At 64.2% G+C, this 16,669-nt stretch carries 9 protein-coding genes; 7 read left to right on the top strand and 2 right to left on the bottom strand.

What is annotated here, in order from left to right:
- The first annotated feature begins 83 nt into the window (after positions 1-83).
- The 6 genes from QM609_RS05590 to QM609_RS05615 all read left to right on the top strand — a co-directional run bounded on the left by QM609_RS05590 (position 84) and on the right by QM609_RS05615 (position 11,390).
- The gene (locus QM609_RS05590) at positions 84-635 is read left to right on the top strand and encodes a DUF732 domain-containing protein (RefSeq protein WP_003943980.1); all 552 of its coding nucleotides are present in this window, start codon (positions 84-86) and stop codon (positions 633-635) included.
- Between the two features lie 9 nt (positions 636-644).
- A complete protein-coding gene (locus QM609_RS05595; RefSeq protein ID WP_003943848.1) occupies positions 645-1,598 on the top strand; it encodes a cutinase family protein in 954 nt (317 codons plus the stop codon).
- Between the two features lie 205 nt (positions 1,599-1,803).
- Positions 1,804-2,799 carry an LLM class F420-dependent oxidoreductase gene (locus tag QM609_RS05600; RefSeq protein ID WP_007731815.1) on the top strand — a complete coding sequence of 332 codons (996 nt, stop codon included), beginning with the start codon at positions 1,804-1,806 and terminating at the stop codon, positions 2,797-2,799.
- 182 nt (positions 2,800-2,981) lie between these two features.
- Entirely contained in the window at positions 2,982-4,871 is a 1,890-nt protein-coding gene (gene fadD32, locus QM609_RS05605) for a long-chain-fatty-acid--AMP ligase FadD32 (RefSeq protein WP_003943899.1), read from the top strand.
- A gap of 37 nt (positions 4,872-4,908) precedes the next feature.
- Positions 4,909-9,852, top strand: coding sequence for a polyketide synthase Pks13 (gene pks13 / locus QM609_RS05610; protein ID WP_283337121.1), 4,944 nt, complete (start codon positions 4,909-4,911; stop codon positions 9,850-9,852).
- Positions 9,849-11,390, top strand: coding sequence for an acyl-CoA carboxylase subunit beta (locus tag QM609_RS05615; RefSeq protein WP_047272756.1), 1,542 nt, complete (start codon positions 9,849-9,851; stop codon positions 11,388-11,390). Before pks13 ends, QM609_RS05615 begins: the two co-directional genes overlap by 4 nt.
- Here QM609_RS05615 and QM609_RS05620 read toward each other — a convergent pair.
- Complete coding sequence (locus QM609_RS05620; protein ID WP_065351773.1) at positions 11,387-12,298, bottom strand: LysR family transcriptional regulator; 912 nt, start codon at positions 12,296-12,298, stop codon at positions 11,387-11,389. The genes QM609_RS05615 and QM609_RS05620 overlap by 4 nt on opposite strands.
- Before the next feature lie 73 nt (positions 12,299-12,371).
- Here QM609_RS05620 and QM609_RS05625 point away from each other — a divergent pair, with 73 nt between their 5' ends.
- The gene (locus QM609_RS05625; RefSeq protein ID WP_042447620.1) at positions 12,372-13,322 is read left to right on the top strand and encodes a DMT family transporter; all 951 of its coding nucleotides are present in this window, start codon (positions 12,372-12,374) and stop codon (positions 13,320-13,322) included.
- Here QM609_RS05625 and QM609_RS05630 read toward each other — a convergent pair.
- The gene (locus QM609_RS05630) at positions 13,319-16,621 is read right to left on the bottom strand and encodes an arabinosyltransferase domain-containing protein (protein ID WP_047272759.1); all 3,303 of its coding nucleotides are present in this window, start codon (positions 16,619-16,621) and stop codon (positions 13,319-13,321) included. The two genes, QM609_RS05625 and QM609_RS05630, sit on opposite strands and share 4 nt — an antisense overlap.
- Positions 16,622-16,669 lie beyond the last annotated feature (48 nt).

The raw sequence follows: 16,669 nt of genomic DNA on the forward strand, positions 1-16,669 counted from the left end.
GGCCCGATCACGGATCGGTGCCCGCCCGCGTGCGTTGCGTAACCTGTTGATGGACTTTCGACTGAAGGCAAGGACGGACATTGATGTCGCTTTTCTCGGGTAACCGAAACACTTGTGCACGCGCGATCGCGGTCGGCGCCCTGGCGCTCGCCACCGGTGGCGCGCTTGTCGCGTGCGGTAGTGACGACTCCACTGCAACCTCCAATCCGGTCACCACGACGTCCGCGGCGGCTTCGTCCTCGAGCGGTTCGGCATCTGCGTCCGCCTCTGCGACCACGACGGCGTCGGCTGCGCCCACCAGCCCGGGAGCCGCGGCCACCGCGCCGCCGGAGCAGCCGCAGAGCATCGAGGGCTTCCCGGGTCCCACAGTCGTCGAGGTCAGTCCCGAGGCACAGAAGTTCCTCGACGGACTGAAGGCGAAGGGCATCACCCCAGCCGGTGACGGAAGCATCGCCGTCAACACGGCCAATTACATCTGCGCTGCCGGTCCTCAGACCGACGACGAGGTCCTGACCTTCGTGACCGCCTTCGTCGGCCAGGAAGCGTCGGCGGAAGGCAAGCAGATCACTCCCGAGCAGGCAGGTGCGAACGCTCAGATCTACATCGACGTCGCCAACGCCACCTACTGCAAGTAGGCGCGGGTCATGGCGAGGTCTGGAAAGCGTCGTGGGTGCCTGATCCCGCTGCTGATCATTCTTGTGGTCGCAGCGGTTGTGATCGGCGGTTGGTACATCCTGGCCGGGCGGGTGCCTTCGCCGACTCCGATCCCGCCGAGCCCGGAGCCTCCGGTGTCTCAGCCGGCCAGTTGCCCCGATGTCCAGGTAGTAGCCATACCGGGTACGTGGGAGTCGAGCGCTACCGACGACCCGTACAACCCGACGGCCAATCCGGCGTCGTTGATGCTGAACGTGACCCGTCCTCTGCAGGAGAAGTTCGATACTTCACGGGCCGACGTCTACACCGTTCCGTATGTCGCACAGTTTTCGAATCCGGTTGCGATCCCGCCGGACGGACAGCAGTCCTACAACAACAGTCGGGCCGCGGGAACTGCTGCCACTAACGACTTTCTGATGAAGCGGCACGCCGAGTGCCCGCTCACGAGTTACGTCCTGACCGGATTTTCCCAGGGCGCGGTGATCGCGGGTGACGTCGCCGCGAGTATCGGCGACGGTACCGGCGCGGTGCCTGCCGATCTGGTTCTGGGCGTCGGCTTGATCGCCGACGGTCGGCGCGATCCGGCGTTCGGGAACACCGTTGGCCCGAGCGTTGCCGGTGTCGGCGCCGAGCTGTCGCTGAACGGGCTGAAGCTGCCCGGTCTCACGATGACCGGCCCGAGGCCCGGCGGGTTCGGTGACCTCAACGATCGGACCTATCAGATCTGCGCGCCGAGCGACGGTATCTGCGACGCGCCGGCAGCCGCTCTCAACCCGACCAACTGGCTGAGTTCGGCGCCGCGACTGCTCGAGTACTACAACAACCCTGTGCACGCGATGTACAACTCCTTCCAAGTCGATCCGAACGGCACGACGGCCACCCAATGGATGGCACAGTGGGCTGCGGAGAAGATCGACGCTGCACCGACGCCGCCCCACAGTTGAGTCACCGCCGCACTGTTGATTCGTCACAATCGGGCGTCTCGGGAGTTCGCTCGCGGGTAATCTGCTCGTTTGGTCCCGGTAGAGTGCTGCACGGTCCGGGGGCTTCCTCTACAGTGCTGTCACGTAAGTGACTGGCGAGTAGGTTCGATTTGTCCGAGTTTGTAGTTCGAGTACGACGTACGTGTCCATCACAGGAGATCGATATATGAGTTCCACCCACGGCAGCGATGCCCTACGCAAATTTCGGTTTGCGGCCGGTGGCGAGGGCAACGCCGAAGAGGGTGGTGCGCGACGCTTCGTCAAGCTCGCGCAGAAGGCCGAGGAACTCGGCTACGACTCGTTCATGATTCCGGATCACCTGGGTAATCAGGTCGGCCCGATCGCCGCTCTCGGAGCGCTCGCGGTGGCCACCGACAAGATTCGTCTCGGCACCGCCGTGTTGGCCAACGGCTTCCGTCATCCTGCTGTGCTCGCGAAGGACGCGGCGACTATCGACGTGCTGTCCGGTGGTCGACTCGAACTCGGTATCGGTGCGGGCTGGATGAAGGAAGAGTTCGACAAGGGCGGCATCGCCTACGAAAGTCCGGGCGTTCGCATCGAGAAGCTCGAGGAGTCTCTGCAGATTCTCGACGTTCTTCTGCGCGGGCAGGAATGCACTTTCGAAGGCAAGCACTATCAGGTGCGCGGCCTCAAGGGCAGCCCGCGACCGCGGCAGGGCCCGCGGCCACCGATCATCGTGGGCGGCGGAGGCCCGAAGATGCTTGCTCTCGCGGCGAAGTACGCGGACATCATCTCGGTCGCCACACCGACCAACCGTGACGGGCGGCTTCTGCTCTCCGGAATCACGATGGAAAAGACCATCGAACGTGTCGAGCGGATCCGCGAAGCTGCCGGCGAGCGTTTCGATGAGATCGAACTCAACTGGACCATCACCATGATCATGATCACCGACGATCGAGAGCAGGCTGCCGAAATGGCAATCGCCGCTCTGGACCAAGGTTTTCCGCCGAACATCGAAGTGGATCGTAAGCTGAGCGTGGAGGAGCTGTTGAACTCTCCATACCTGGCTGTGGGCACTTTCGAGGAAATCGCAGACCAGATTCGACTGGTCCGCGAGAAGACGTCGATGTCGTACGTCGGGGTCTTCCCGACGCAGATGGAAGCGTTCGCCCCGATCATCCCGTTACTGGCGGGCGAGTAGGCCGGAGAATACGGACGATGCGAATCTGTAACATATCGATGGTTTGGGATCGATGAAGTGATTCAGGTGAGTTGCGCACAAAGTGCGATTCGATTGATCGAAGATGGACCCGAGAGAGCGAAGGAAGTCTGGGGCGCAGGCATGAAAGACAGTGCTTGTGTGATCGCTTCGGAGGAGATGGAATGAACGCGCTGTTCGATGGCTTTCTCGACGAGAAGGGCCAGATCCGCCTGCAACCAGGCTTCACGCTGGTCGACTACGTCGAGCAACACTCGCGTGTCAACGCGGACGAGCTCGCGTATCGGTACATCGACTACTCACGCGAGCGTGACGGTGAAGCCCTGGAGCTGACCTGGGAGCAGTTCGGTGTGCGTCTGCGCGCTGTTGCAGCCCGTCTGCAGCAGGTCACCAAGCGTGGCGACCGCGTCGCGATTCTTGCTCCGCAGGGACTCGACTACGTCATTTCGTTCTTCGCGGCCATTCAGGCCGGTTCCATCGCGGTGCCGCTCTTCGATCCGGACGAGCCCGGTCACACCGACCGTCTTCACGCTGTTCTCGGTGACTGCAAGCCGACTGCGATTCTGACTGCCGCATCGTCGGCGGCCGGTGTTCGCCAGTTGTTCCGCTCGCTTCCCGCTGCCGAGCGTCCGCGCATCATCGCCGTCGACGCGATTCCCGATACCGTCGGTGAAACGTGGGTTCGTCCCGACATCGAACTCGACGACATCGCGTACCTGCAGTACACCTCGGGTTCGACCCGAGTTCCCGCCGGCGTGGAGATCACCCATCGTGCTGTCGGAACGAACGCGCTCCAGATGGTCGACTCCATCGAACTCAACGAGGACTCACGCGGTGTCACGTGGCTGCCGCTGTTCCACGACATGGGCCTGCTGACGGTCATCCTGCCTGCTCTGGGCGGCAAGTACATCACCATCATGAGCCCGCGCGCTTTCGTGCAGCGGCCGTACCGGTGGATCAAGGAACTTGCTGCGGTTTCCGACGGCGCCGGCACCTTTGCTGCCGCTCCCAACTTCGCTTTCGAGCACGCTGCCGCGCGTGGCCTGCCGAAGGACGGCGAGACCCTGGACCTGAGCAACGTCATCGGACTGATCAACGGCAGTGAGCCGGTCACGACGTCGTCGATGCGCAAGTTCAACGACGCTTTTGCTCAGTACGGTCTGCCCAAGACTGCGATCAAGCCGTCGTACGGCATGGCCGAGGCGACGCTCTTCGTCTCCTCGACCAAGCATTCCGACGAGGCCAAGGTCATCTACGTCGACCGCACGGAACTCAACAAGGGACGCATGGTCATCGTCGACCAGTACTCCGAGAACGCAATCGCGCAGGTCTCCTGTGGGTACGTCTCGCGCAGTCAGTGGGCGGCGATCGTCGATCCCGAGACGCTGACCGAGGTCCCCGACAATCACGTCGGCGAGATCTGGTTGCACGGCGAGAACATCGGTATCGGCTACTGGGGTCGCCCCGACGAGACGGCGGAGACCTTCCACAACAAGCTGGACAATCGGTTGAGCGAAGACAGCCACACCGAGGGCACGCCGGCGGATGCCAACTGGATGCGTACCGGCGACTTCGGCGTCTACGTCGACGGCGAGCTGTACATCACCGGGCGCGTCAAGGACCTCGTGATCGTCGACGGTCGCAATCATTACCCGCAGGACCTCGAGGCTTCGGCTCAGGAAGCCAGCCCGGCTCTGCGCCCCGGCTTCATCGCTGCGTTTGCCGTACCGGCCAACCAGCTGCCGTCCGTCGTGTTCTCCAACACGCACTCGGGTCTGAAGTTCGACGACGACGATTCCTCGGAGCAGTTGGTCATCGTGGCCGAGCGTGCTCCCGGCGCAGGCAAGGCCGATCCGCAGCCGATCGCGGACACCGTGCGTGCGGCGATTTCTTCCCGTCACGGTGTTACGGCCCGAGACATCCTGCTCGTCCCCGCGGGTTCGATTCCGCGTACGTCCAGCGGCAAGATCGCTCGCCGCGCGTGTAAGGCGAGCTATATCGAGGGAACGTTGCGAGGCGGCTATCAGCAGACCGCATTCCCCGATAGCGTTTGAGGAGCAGTCCCTTCATGATCGGTGGCTTGGTGAGTTGATGGTTGAACAAGATGGTGCGCAGAGCAAAGACGTTGTGAGCGAGATGAGTGTCGCGCAGCTGCGTGAGTGGCTTCGCAATTGGATCGCCAACGCGACCGGACAGCCGGCGGGTTCGATCACGGACGATCGCCCGATGGAAGAGTTCGGGCTCGCCTCGCGGGACGCAGTCGCTCTGAGCGGAGACATCGAGGATCTGCTCGGCGTCACGCTGACCGCCACGGTTGCCTATCAACACCCCACCATCGCTTCGCTGGCTACTCGGATCATCGAAGGTGAGCCCGAGGCGCCGGAGGAGACCGTCGACGCCTCGTACTACGTCTCAGGCGGCGCGACGGACGCTCACGACATCGCCATCGTCGGACTGTCCACACGATTCCCCGGTGCCGGGCACACGCCTTCGGACATGTGGGAAATGCTGGCGGCCGGACGCGACGGCATCAGCGACCTCCCCGAGGACCGCTGGGCCGAGTTCATGTCGGATCCCGCCATCAAGGCCGCGGTCGAGAACGCGAACACCAAGGGCGGGTACCTCGACGACGTCAAGGGCTTCGACGCCGAGTTCTTCGCGATGTCTCCGCTCGAGGTCGTCAACGTCGATCCGCAGCAGCGCCTCGCACTCGAACTCGCGTGGGAAGCACTCGAGCACGCTCGCATTCCGGCGAGTGGGCTCAAGGGCAAGCAGGTCGGTGTTTTCATCGGCAGTTCCGCCAACGACTACCAGTTGCTCGCGGTCAGTGATCCGACGACGGCGCATCCGTACGCGTTGACCGGAACGTCGACTGCCATCGTCGCGAACCGGGTCTCGTACTTCTTCGACTTCCGTGGACCGTCCATCGCTCTGGACACCGCGTGTTCGTCTTCGCTGGTTGCCGTTCACGAGGCTGTGCGTTCGCTGCGCAGCGGTGACTCCAACATCGCGCTGGCCGGTGGTGTCAACATGCTGCTGGCCCCTCCCGGAACCCTCGGTTTCGATCAGACCGGGATGCTCGCTCCCGACGGAAAACTGCGTGCCTTCTCCGCTCAGGCTCAGGGCATCGTTCGCAGTGAGGGCGGCGGACTCGTCGTGCTCAAGCGTCTCGAAGACGCCGAGCGTGACGGAGATTCCATCCTCGCGGTGATCGCCGGATCCGCGGTCAACCAGGACGGCCGTTCCAACGGTCTGCTCGCACCCAATCCCGATGCCCAGGCCGACGTGTTGCGTTTCGCGTACCGCGACGCCGGAATCTTGCCGACCACCGTCGACTACATCGAGGCGCACGGAACGGGTACCGATCTCGGTGATCCCATCGAGGCCGACGCGCTCAGTCGTGTCGTCGGTCGTGGTCGTGACGACGACAAGCCGGCACTGCTCGGTAGCGCGAAGACCAACTTCGGGCACCTGGAAGCAGCTGCAGGCGCCGCCGGCCTGATCAAGGTCGTTCTGGCGATGCAGGAAAACAAGATTCCCGCGACGATCAACTACCTGGGCCCGAACCCGCACATCGACTTCGAGAAGTCGCACCTGCAGGTGACGCCCGAGGCCACCGACTGGCCGCGCTACACCGGCAAGGCTGTCGCCGGTGTCTCCGGTTTCGGTTTCGGTGGAACCAACGCGCACGTCGTGGTCAAGGAATACGTGCCCGCCGACGCAGTAGTCGATGAACCGGTTGTGGATGCCCCCGTGGTCGACGAACCGGCAGCAGAGAACGAGAGCACCGTTGTGCTGGCCGTTTCCGGTGCGCTGCCGTCGCGTCGTCGCCGCGCAGCCGCTGACCTGGCCGACTGGCTCGAAACCGAAGAGGGAAGCAAGACGCCCCTCGCCGACGTCGCCCGCACACTCGCGCGTCGCAACCACGGACGCTCGCGCGCCGCTGTTCTGGCGAAGACGCGCTCCGAGGCCATCAGCTCGCTGCGCGCCGTCGCCGCGGGCAAGCCTGCTCAAGGAGTCTTCTCCGCCGACTCGCCGTCGCCCAAGGGCGCGGTGTGGGTGTTCTCGGGCTTCGGCTCGCAGCACCGCAAGATGGCCAAGCAGCTCTACACGGAGAACTCGGCCTTCAAGGCAGCCGTCGACGAGGTCGACGCGCTGATCCAGGACGAGGCCGGTTACTCGATGGTCGAGATGTTCCTCGACGATTCGATCGAGTACAACGTCGAGACAGCCCAGGTGGGAATCTTCACCATCCAGGTCGGTCTGGCCGCGTTGCTGCGTCACCACGGCGCCGAGGCCGAAGCCGTGGTTCCGCACTCGATGGGTGAGGCCGCTGCCGCGTACGTGTCCGGTGGTCTGAACCTGGAAGACGCTGTGCGCGTGATCTGTTCACGTTCACGGCTGATGGGTGAGGCCGAGGGCGCACTCGTCGGTGACGACATCCGTCTGATGGCTTTGCTCGAGTACAGCGCATCCGAGATCGAGGCGCTACTGCCCACGTACCCCAAGCTCGAGGTCTGTGTTTACGCAGCTCCGACGCACACGGTGATCGGTGGACCACAGCCGGACATCGAGGCGATCGTCGCGGCCGCCGAGGCCGACGGCAAGATGGCGCGTGTCCTGCAGACCAAGGGCGCCAGCCATACTTCGCAGGTAGATCCGCTGCTCGGTGAGCTTGCCGCCGAGTTGGCCGGTATCGAGCCGACCACGTTGAAGCTCGGCGTCTACTCGTCCGTCGACAAGGACACTTTCTACCGCCCCGGTCACGAGCCGATCCATCAAGAGGCGTACTGGGTCAAGGGTCTTCGCCACAGCGTGTACTTCACCAACGCGGTACGCGGTGCAGTTGCCCACGGCCACACCACTTTTGTCGAACTTGCACCCAATCCGGTGACGTTGATGTCGGTGGCGGCTACTGCTTTCGATTCGGGCCTGCACGACATGGAGCTCATCCAGACGCTCAAGCGTAAGGAAGACGAGTCCGCGGGTGTTCTTGCCGCTCTCGCACAGCTGTACGTGCACGGCCATGCCGTGAACCTCGAGTCTCTGCTTCCCGCAGGCGATTTCGCTTCGGTTCCGCGTACCGCATTCCTGCGTAAGCCGTATTGGCTCGACATTCGCGTCAGTGCCGGCGGTTCGGCTCGCGTACCCGGTTCGCACGTCGCTCTGCCCGACGGCCGCCACGTGTGGGAGGTCGATGCATCCGTCGTCACCGATCTGGCTGTGCTCGTGAGCGCTGCTGCCGGACAGGTGCTCTCGGATGTCGCTCTCACCGCTGCCGTTCCCCATGGTGAGCTGGCCGGCGCTGCGACCCTGACGACGACACTCAACCCGCATCCGGGTGGAGCGTCGGTGCAGGTGCACGCTCGTGAGGGTGCTACGTTCCGTCTGCTCTTCGACGCCGTCGTCACGTCGGGTGAGCCGCTGCCCGAGCTGGTCGTCAGCGCGCCGGTCAAGACCAGTGCGCCGATGGAATCCCTGGCCGAGGTCGTCGAAGACGCCGGAGACAAGTGGGATCCGAACGGTTCGCAGAGCCTCGACGACCGCCTCAAGATCGTGGTTGCCGAGTCGATGGGGTACTCGCCGGAGGATCTGCCGGCCGAGGTACCGCTCATTGAACTGGGTCTCGACTCGCTCATGGCGATGCGTATCAAGAACCGCGTCGAGTACGAGTTCGACATTCCGCAGCTCCAGCTCCAGGCAGTCAAGGACGCGAGCCTCAACGAGGTCAACAAGTACCTGCGCTACGCGATCGACAATCGCGAAGAGGTTCAGGCGATGGCCGACAAGCAGGCCGCGGAGAAGTTGGCGGCCGACGCTGCTGACGAGGACGTTGCTCCCGCCGAGGTGGCAGTGGAACTACCTACCACTGCTCCGGTTGCAGCTGCGCCTTCCGATCCTTCTCGTGCCGGAACTGCCGACGACGCAGGCTCGGACGTTCCGCCGCGAGATGCGGCCGAGCGCTTGACGTTTGCGACGTGGGCGGTTGTCACCGGGAAGTCGGCCAAGGGCATCTTCAACGATCTGCCGATCGTCGGTGACGAGCTCGCCGAGAAGCTTGCTGCTCGGCTTTCCGAGCGTGCCGGCGGCGAGATCACTCTCGATGACGTTCTCGACTCCACCACCATCGAAGAGCTTGCGGACGTCGTTCGCCAGTACCTCGAGGACGACGGCAAGATCGACGGACTCGTACGTACTCTGCGTGCCCGTCCCGAAGGTTCCACTGCCGTACCGGTATTCGTCTTCCATGCTGCCGGTGGTTCGACGGTGACGTACGAGCCTCTGCTCAAGCGCCTGCCCGCCGGCACGCCGATGTACGGATTCGAGCGGGTCGAGGGCTCGATCGAAACCCGCGCTGCTGCTTACGTTCCGCTGCTGCGTGAGATCCAGGGCGACGGGCCGTACGTGCTGTGTGGCTGGTCGTTCGGTGGCGTGATGTCGTATGCGGTCGCGAAGTTGCTGCGCGAGCAGGGTGCCGACGTGCGTGTGGTCGGGCTGCTCGACACCATCATGGCCGGCGAGGTCGTGCCGGACACCGAGGCGGAACGACGCAAGCGCTGGGAGCGCTACGGCAAGTTCGCCAAGCGCACCTACAACCTGGATGTGCCGCTGCCGCTTGACGTTCTGGCTTCCACCGAAGCCGACGAGGATCAGATCCAGATCTTGATGGACATGATCAAGATGAGCGGCGCCAAGATTCCCGGCGGCATCATCGAGCATCAGCGGACGTCGTGGTTGGACAATCGCGCCATCCAGACGGCCGAGTTCAGCAGTTACGACGGCGACGTCGTGCTCTACATGGCTGACAAGTACCACGACGAGCTGATGACGCTCGAGCCTGCATTCAAGACCCGCAAGGCGGATGGTGGCTGGGGTGACTACGTGAAGAACCTCGAGGTCGTCTACATCGGCGGGGACCACCTGCAGATCGTCGACGAGCCGTACATCGCGAAGGTTGCGGCAGACCTCACCACCAAGCTGGCCCAGATCGAGACAGCTCAGACCAAAGCAGCGGAAACCGGAGTTCAGAAGTGACGACAACCACCGCGGAGAAGCTCGCTGAACTCCGCGAAAAGTTGGAGAAGGCAAAGGAACCCGGCTCGGCTCGGGCCATTGCCAAGCGCGATGCAGCAGGGCACAGCACGCCGCGCCAGCGCATCGACATGTTGCTCGACCCCGGTAGCTTCATCGAGATCGGTGCCCTGGTGAAGATGGCGGGCGAGGGCAACCCGTACAGCGACGGCGTCATGACCGGTCACGGAACCGTCGACGGGCGTCCGGTAGCCGTGTTCGCGCACGATCAGACGGTGTTCGGCGGTGCCGCCGGAGAGATGTTCGGCCGTAAGGTCGCAGCTGTCAACGATTTTGCGCTGAAGGTGGGCTGCCCGGTCGTCGGTATCAACGATTCCGGTGGAGCTCGCATCCAGGACGCCGTTTCCTCGTTGGCCTGGTACGCCAACATGGGTTCACGTCAGGAGCCGTTGTCCGGCCTGTGCCCGCAGATCTCGGTCATCCTCGGTAAATGCGCCGGCGGTGCCGTCTACGCCCCGATCAACACGGACGTCGTGGTCGCGACCGAAGAGTCGTACATGTTCGTCACCGGACCCGACGTCATCAAGTCGGTCACCGGCGAAGAGGTCAGCCTCGAGGACTTGGGTGGAGCCCGCAAGCAGGCGGAGTACGGAAACATCCATCACGTCGCTCCCGACGAGAAGGCTGCCTTCGACTGGGTGCGTGAGTACCTGAGCTTCATGCCGTCGTCGTGCCAGGAGAAGGCGCCGCTGATCAACCCGGGCCTCGAACCCGAGATCACCGAGTCGGATCTCGAACTCAATGCGTTCATGCCGGATGCCGACAACGCCGGCTACGACATGCACGACATCATTCTGCGGATCTTCGACGACGGCACTTTCCACGAAATCGGAGCCCAGGTCGCGCACAACGTGATCACCGGATTCTCCCGCGTCGACGGCCTGCCCGTCGGTGTCGTGGCCAACCAGCCCACGTACCTCAGTGGCGCCCTCGACGCGGACAGCTCCGACAAGGCTGCCCACTTCGTGCGTCTGTGCGACGCTTTCAACATCCCGCTCGTCTTCGTCGTCGACACACCGGGCTTCCTTCCCGGCGTCGATCAGGAAAAGGTCGGCGTCATCAAGCGCGGCGGGCGTTTCCTGTTCTCGTACATCGAAGCCACTGTGCCGAAGGTGACCGTGGTGGTTCGTAAGGCGTACGGCGGCGGTTATGCCGTCATGGGCTGCAAGCAGCTCGGTGCCGACATCAACCTCGCGTGGCCGACCGCTCGTATCGCCGTGATGGGCGCCGAGGGTGCCGTCAACATCATGGGGCGGCGTCAGCTCGCCGAGGCCGGCGATAATGCACCCGCGGTGCGTGCTCAGCTGATCAACTTCTACAACGAGTTCGTCGCGACGCCGTACATCGCGGCCGAGCGCGGATACATCGACGCGGTGATCGAGCCTTCGCAGACGCGTCTCGAGATCCGTAAGGCTCTGAAGTTGCTCGCGGACAAGACGATCTTCAAGAACCCGCGCAAGCACAACTTGATGCCGCTCTAGTTCTTTTTGTCACCGAGGGCGTCGAACTGGCGGCGTAGCGCTTCTATCGCCGCCAGGACGGCCGGCCTTTCGCTGTCTGTCCGCCAGGCGAGGTAAATGTCTCGGCCGAGCGGCGGAACCGTGTCGAGCATTCGAACACCTTCCGGCGGTACAACTCTCGCCAGACGTGGAATCAATGCGACGGCGAGGCCCTGAGCGACGAATTCGACCTGGGTGGGAAACTCGGCGACCTCGTACTCGATTCGTGGGTCGAACCCCTGCGCGCGCAGGGTCCGGACGGTGAAGGTGTGAAAGTCCGTTCCCCGGGTCCACGTCGCCCAGGCATGCTCGGACAGCTCGCTGAGCGCGACGACCTTGTTCTCCGCCAGCGGATGTGACGTCGGGAGAGCGAGCAGCGCCACGTCGTCGTACACGGGTGTGAAGGAGAGTCCGTCGGGAAGTTCGACGGGCAGAGTGCTCCAACTGTCGACCACCACGACGTCGAGGTCGCGGCGAATCAGTGCGGGGAGCAGTTCTTCGGATTCGCCTTCGTTGAAGGTGATTTCGAGCTGCGGGTGCGCATGCCTGATTTCGGCGATGGCTCGCGGCAGCACCGTCCTGCTGGGGGAGACCAGGGCGCCGATACGTACGCGGCCCGTCACCTCGCTCTGCAGCGACGCGATTTCCGCCTCTGCCTGGGCGAGCGTCGAGAGAACCTCTGCGGTTCGGCGCGCGAGGATTCGGCCCGCTTCGGTAAGTCGTACACCGCGGCCCTGCGGTTCGAGGAGCGGAACACCGACCTCGCGCTCGAGTTTGTTCAACTGCTGCGAAATCCCGGATGGTGTGACATGCAAGGTGCGGGCGGCCGCCGCTACTGATCCGTTCTCGGCGACAGCGTGCAGGGCGCGAAGTCTTTCGAGATTCAACACGGTAGTAATGCTACCGAATATACGGTCTGAACATTTGCTTGTGCTGAATAGTTAGCGGCAGGAACATTGTCGAGTGACCACACTGACCTCCGCGACCGCGCAGACACCGACACCCACCCGAACTCCTCGGGGGCGCATCGACCCTCGATTGCTCGTCGTCGGAGGCGCAGCCGCGATCTCGATCAGTTCGCTCCTCATCAAGTTGGCTGATGTCGGGCCCTCGACGGCCGTCTTCTTCCGTTGCTTCCTGGCCCTGCCGCCGCTGTTGTGGTTGGCGTGGCGGGAGTACCGCCGGGTGGGCAAGCCGAGCCGGCGGGCAGTCGTTCTGCAGGTGCTCGGCGGTCTGCTGCTCGGACTGGATTTCGCGTTGTGGTCGCAGTCGATTCTGATGATCGGCGCGGGGATGGCGAGCGTCGTCGTGAACGTGCAGGTGGTCGTGGTGCCCGCACTGTCCTGGTTGGTGTTCGGCCATCGGGTGCCGATGCGGTTCGTCTTCGCCCTGCCGTTCATGTTCACGGGAATCGCCTTGGCGGGCGGCGTGTTCGGGGGTGGGGGAACCGGCGACGACTTGCTGTGGGGAACGGCGCTCTCGCTCGTCTCCGGAATCGCCTACGGCGGCTACATCTTCGTGGTCGGCCGGACGGGCGAGGCGGATCGGGCAGCGAGCCAGGTGTTGATCTCGACGACGTCCGCGGGCATCGCCGGGTCCGTCATCGGATCACTGTGGGGCCGGATCGATTTCGTCCCGGGCTGGGAAGCCTTCGGCTGGCTCGCGGCACTGGCGCTGGTCGGCCAGGTGTTCGGCTGGATGCTGATGGGGCACTCGCTCCCTCGGCTTCCCGCCGAGGTGGGCGCGACGCTCCTGCTCATGCAACCGGTTCTCGCCGTGCTGCTGGCAGTTGTGCTGCTCGGCGAACGGCCAGGCGTTGGGCAACTACTCGGGTGCGTCGTCGTTGTCGGAGCGGTCTCGGCCGTCTCCGTACGTCGCACCCGAGCAGTCACCCGAGTAGGTAGCGCAGGCTAGTGCACTCGCATCTCGCCGGGCATCCACATGCCCGAGCGGGTTGCGGTGCCCGTCTCCACCTCTGCCGGAACCGCATTGGGGAAGTACCGGTCGTACCGCTCGAGTGATCCCCAGTCCCGCGCCCAGTCGTCCTTCAGATATGTAGGAACCGTCGTCGCACCGGCAAGAACCTCGGTGAATCCGAGCGGGCCACCGTTGTCCGCGGACTGCCAGGTGTCGGTGGAACTGACCGCAAGAGGACGGTCCGGGAGGATGCGGAAGTTCGGCATCTCGGCCACGCCGTTCTGATGTGTGAACGGACGTTGGCACGGGAACTGAAGGCCGACAGCCCAGTCCAGGAGGATCGGCTGCTCGTTGCCGATGTACGAGTTCAGGGACTCGAGCTTGGGCACGCGCGGCGGCGTGAATGCCATCCACTGATCGCCCGTGAGGTTGGGATCGAACGCGACCACCCGAACGGCGTCGGCGTCCGGCGCGAGTTCGTCGATCGGGATACGGACGTTGCGCCACGACGGCGCGGGTCCGATGTCTCGCGGCATGTACGAACCCTGAACCTGCACGGTCCCGTCGGGCTGAGTCTTGCCGTACTCGACCAGAAGTGACTGGCCGTACGTGATCGCACCGGTGTTGTCGACGGACCACACACGCCCGGCGACGGACATGACCACCAGCGGTGATTCTTCACTGCGAGTGGGCAATCCGTACCAACTCGAGATGAGGGAAGCAGGTTCCTGCACACCGGGCTGGTAGCTGCCCATGACCGGTGTCTTCGACGGATCGAGGCCGAAGGGGAGCTTGGCCGTGCTGCCGTTGACGCCGACGTTGCCGGTGCCGCCGCTGGTTCCGGCGCCGGAACCGGTGGCGAAGGTGGGACCGACGCTCTGGCTGTCGGTATTACCCATGCCCTGCTTGACTTCGATGTAATCCGCAGTCAGATCGCTGGGAACCCCATTGGGGGAGAAGCCCTTCGATTCAACTCCGGACAACGGATCCTCGGCGTTGAATCCGGGAGCGGTCAGAGGCCGCAGATTCCCGGAATTGACGTCGGTCTCGACCAGAACGTCCTCGGCCATGCCGCAGGTCTTGCCCGCGAGTGCCTCGATGTTGCTTCGGCCCAGCGAGTACGCCGGGTACTGCGACACTGCGCCCTTGAGTAGCGAGAGCACCTCGAACAGGACCATCAGACCGGCGATCACGGTGAGGGGAGCGGCCGCGAACTTGCGAATTCGTCTGCCCTTGGCCGTGTTCGGCTTCTCGGGCGGGGCCGCGAATCCCTCACGCAGGTACTGCCAGGCGGCAAAGGCCAAGGCGAGAGCAAAGAGTGCGAGGAACAGGGTGTTGGATTCACGGCCGTCGTAGGAGATGGTCTTGTCGAACCACGGCACGCCGTAACTCGAGACGTACCAGTAGCCGTTGATGCCGGCGAACGTCAACGCGAGCATCAGGAGCAGTCCGGCCACGAACACCGATCGGTTACGACGCGAGCGCAGGGCGGACGCGGACACGGCCACGGCGGTCAGCGCGGCGAGAGAACCGGCGATGCCCGCGTACGCACCGAAGTGGTGAGTCCACTTGGTGGGGTTGAACATCATCAGGAACATCGTGCCGAAGACGACGCCGACCAGGCGCCACGACGGACCGGTTGCCGCGCCGGGGACGCGGCCGCGGCGCAACAACACGAAGAGCGTCGTGAAGAGGCACAGGATCATCGTCAAGAACGCGAAGCGTCGGGCAACCGAGCCGTCGACCGTCTGGACGAAGAGGTAGTAGTAGCGCAGGAAGTCCTGGTACCACTCGAGATTGGGGCCGATGATCGTTCGGACGCGCGTGGCTTCCATGACGCCGGCAAAGGTCTGGTCGGCGAAGATGACCACCAGCACGATGGTTCCGGCAGCGGCGATCGGAGCGAGAAGCGGCAGGGTGCCGACCAGTCGGTGACGCTTGACGACGATGCGCACCAACGGGCGCACACCGGCGAGAAGGGCTGCGATACACATCAATCCGGTGGGTGCGGCGGCAAGAGTGAAGGCGCCGATCAAGATTGCCGTGGCCGCGGGCAGCAGACGTCCGGTGGCGATGGCGCGCTCGATGGAGCACCAGGTGAGCAGTGCGCCGAGAGCCACGATGGGCTCGGGGCGAAGACCGTTGTTGTACGCCAGCCAGAAGGACAGGAACACCAGACCGCCGGTCCAGAGGGCGACGTTGCTCCGGCGAACCGCCCGCCCGAGACGCGGGACGACCTCGCGGCTGATGACCATCCAGCAGAGGATTCCGGCGAGCAGAGCGGGCAGACGCATGAACGGGCTCGCGGTCGAGATCTTCGCCATCACGGCCAGGACTTCGTAGTACCAACCGAACGGGGCCTCGGGAACGCCGAACCAACGGAAGTAGTTGGCCATGTATCCCGCGTCCGGTGAGACTCGGGCCATGGTGAGGAGGTAACCGTCGTCGGCGGTGTTCGCGCCGATGAAGTGCCACACGACGAGCGTGCCGACCACCACTCCGTCGATACCGGAGAACTTCCACCAGCGTGCGGGCAGGAAGCGTCGGTGCTTGCGGCCGTCGGTGCCGTCGAGGCGAGCCAGGGCGACCAGCGCGACGATGGTCGAGAGGACTGCCACGATCATCGCGACCAGCTTCAAGACGCTCGGGCTCGACGAGAAACGTGAGTCGATCGTCATCGAGAAGCCGAGGCCCTCGGGGGCAGCGCCGTCGGGCAGGTCGCTGAAGACGCCGACCACCTGCGGGCGGAAGTCACCGTCGAGTTGGCCACGAATCGGGTTGCCGTCGGGATAGGTCAGTCCGACGAACTCTGCCGTGGTTCGGTTGACGTCAGAGCTGAACGCGATGGCGCCACAGCGACTGGACTCGACGTCCTCGCGTGCCGCCGAAGCGACGACGACGTTGCGATCGAGCACGTCGACGCTGGTAGCGGACACGCGGACGAACATCGACGAGAGCGCGGCGCCGTCGCCCTGAGCAGGTGCCGTCGACAGCAAGATGCCGCCGCCCTCGGGCAGCGAGCTGACCGCGGTGCAGGGGATCGACGCGTTGACGTCGATGGGAACCTGCGCCATCAGCGGTGCCTCGACGTCGCCGATCACGCCGTTCTGCGGCCAGTTGACCGAAGCCGTCGTCTGCACGACGGGAAGCAGCGGAGTTGCCAGTGCGAGCACGAAGCCGAGCAAGCCGGCGATGATCGCGACCCATCGCGTGCGATGGAAACGCTCGCGGGCATCCTGACCAGCAGGAGGCGGCGAACTCGAAGTCTGAGGTGAAGCTGTCACGGCGTCGGGCACGGCTACCGATGGTATGTCAGGGCTGAGCGTGGACCTACCGTGCCCAGG

Origin of the sequence: Rhodococcus sp. IEGM 1302 (assembly GCF_030056935.1) — a bacterium.
Classification (GTDB): domain Bacteria; phylum Actinomycetota; class Actinomycetes; order Mycobacteriales; family Mycobacteriaceae; genus Rhodococcus_F; species Rhodococcus_F qingshengii.

What these genes read in the sequence shown, in the direction of transcription:
- pks13 (WP_283337121.1), top strand. Translation starts at nt 4,909, where the DNA reads ATGGTTGAACAAGATGGTGCGCAGAGCAAAGACGTTGTGAGCGAGATG.
- fadD32 (WP_003943899.1), top strand. Translation starts at nt 2,982, where the DNA reads ATGAACGCGCTGTTCGATGGCTTTCTCGACGAGAAGGGCCAGATCCGC.
- QM609_RS05590 (WP_003943980.1), top strand. Translation starts at nt 84, where the DNA reads ATGTCGCTTTTCTCGGGTAACCGAAACACTTGTGCACGCGCGATCGCG.
- QM609_RS05595 (WP_003943848.1), top strand. Translation starts at nt 645, where the DNA reads ATGGCGAGGTCTGGAAAGCGTCGTGGGTGCCTGATCCCGCTGCTGATC.
- QM609_RS05600 (WP_007731815.1), top strand. Translation starts at nt 1,804, where the DNA reads ATGAGTTCCACCCACGGCAGCGATGCCCTACGCAAATTTCGGTTTGCG.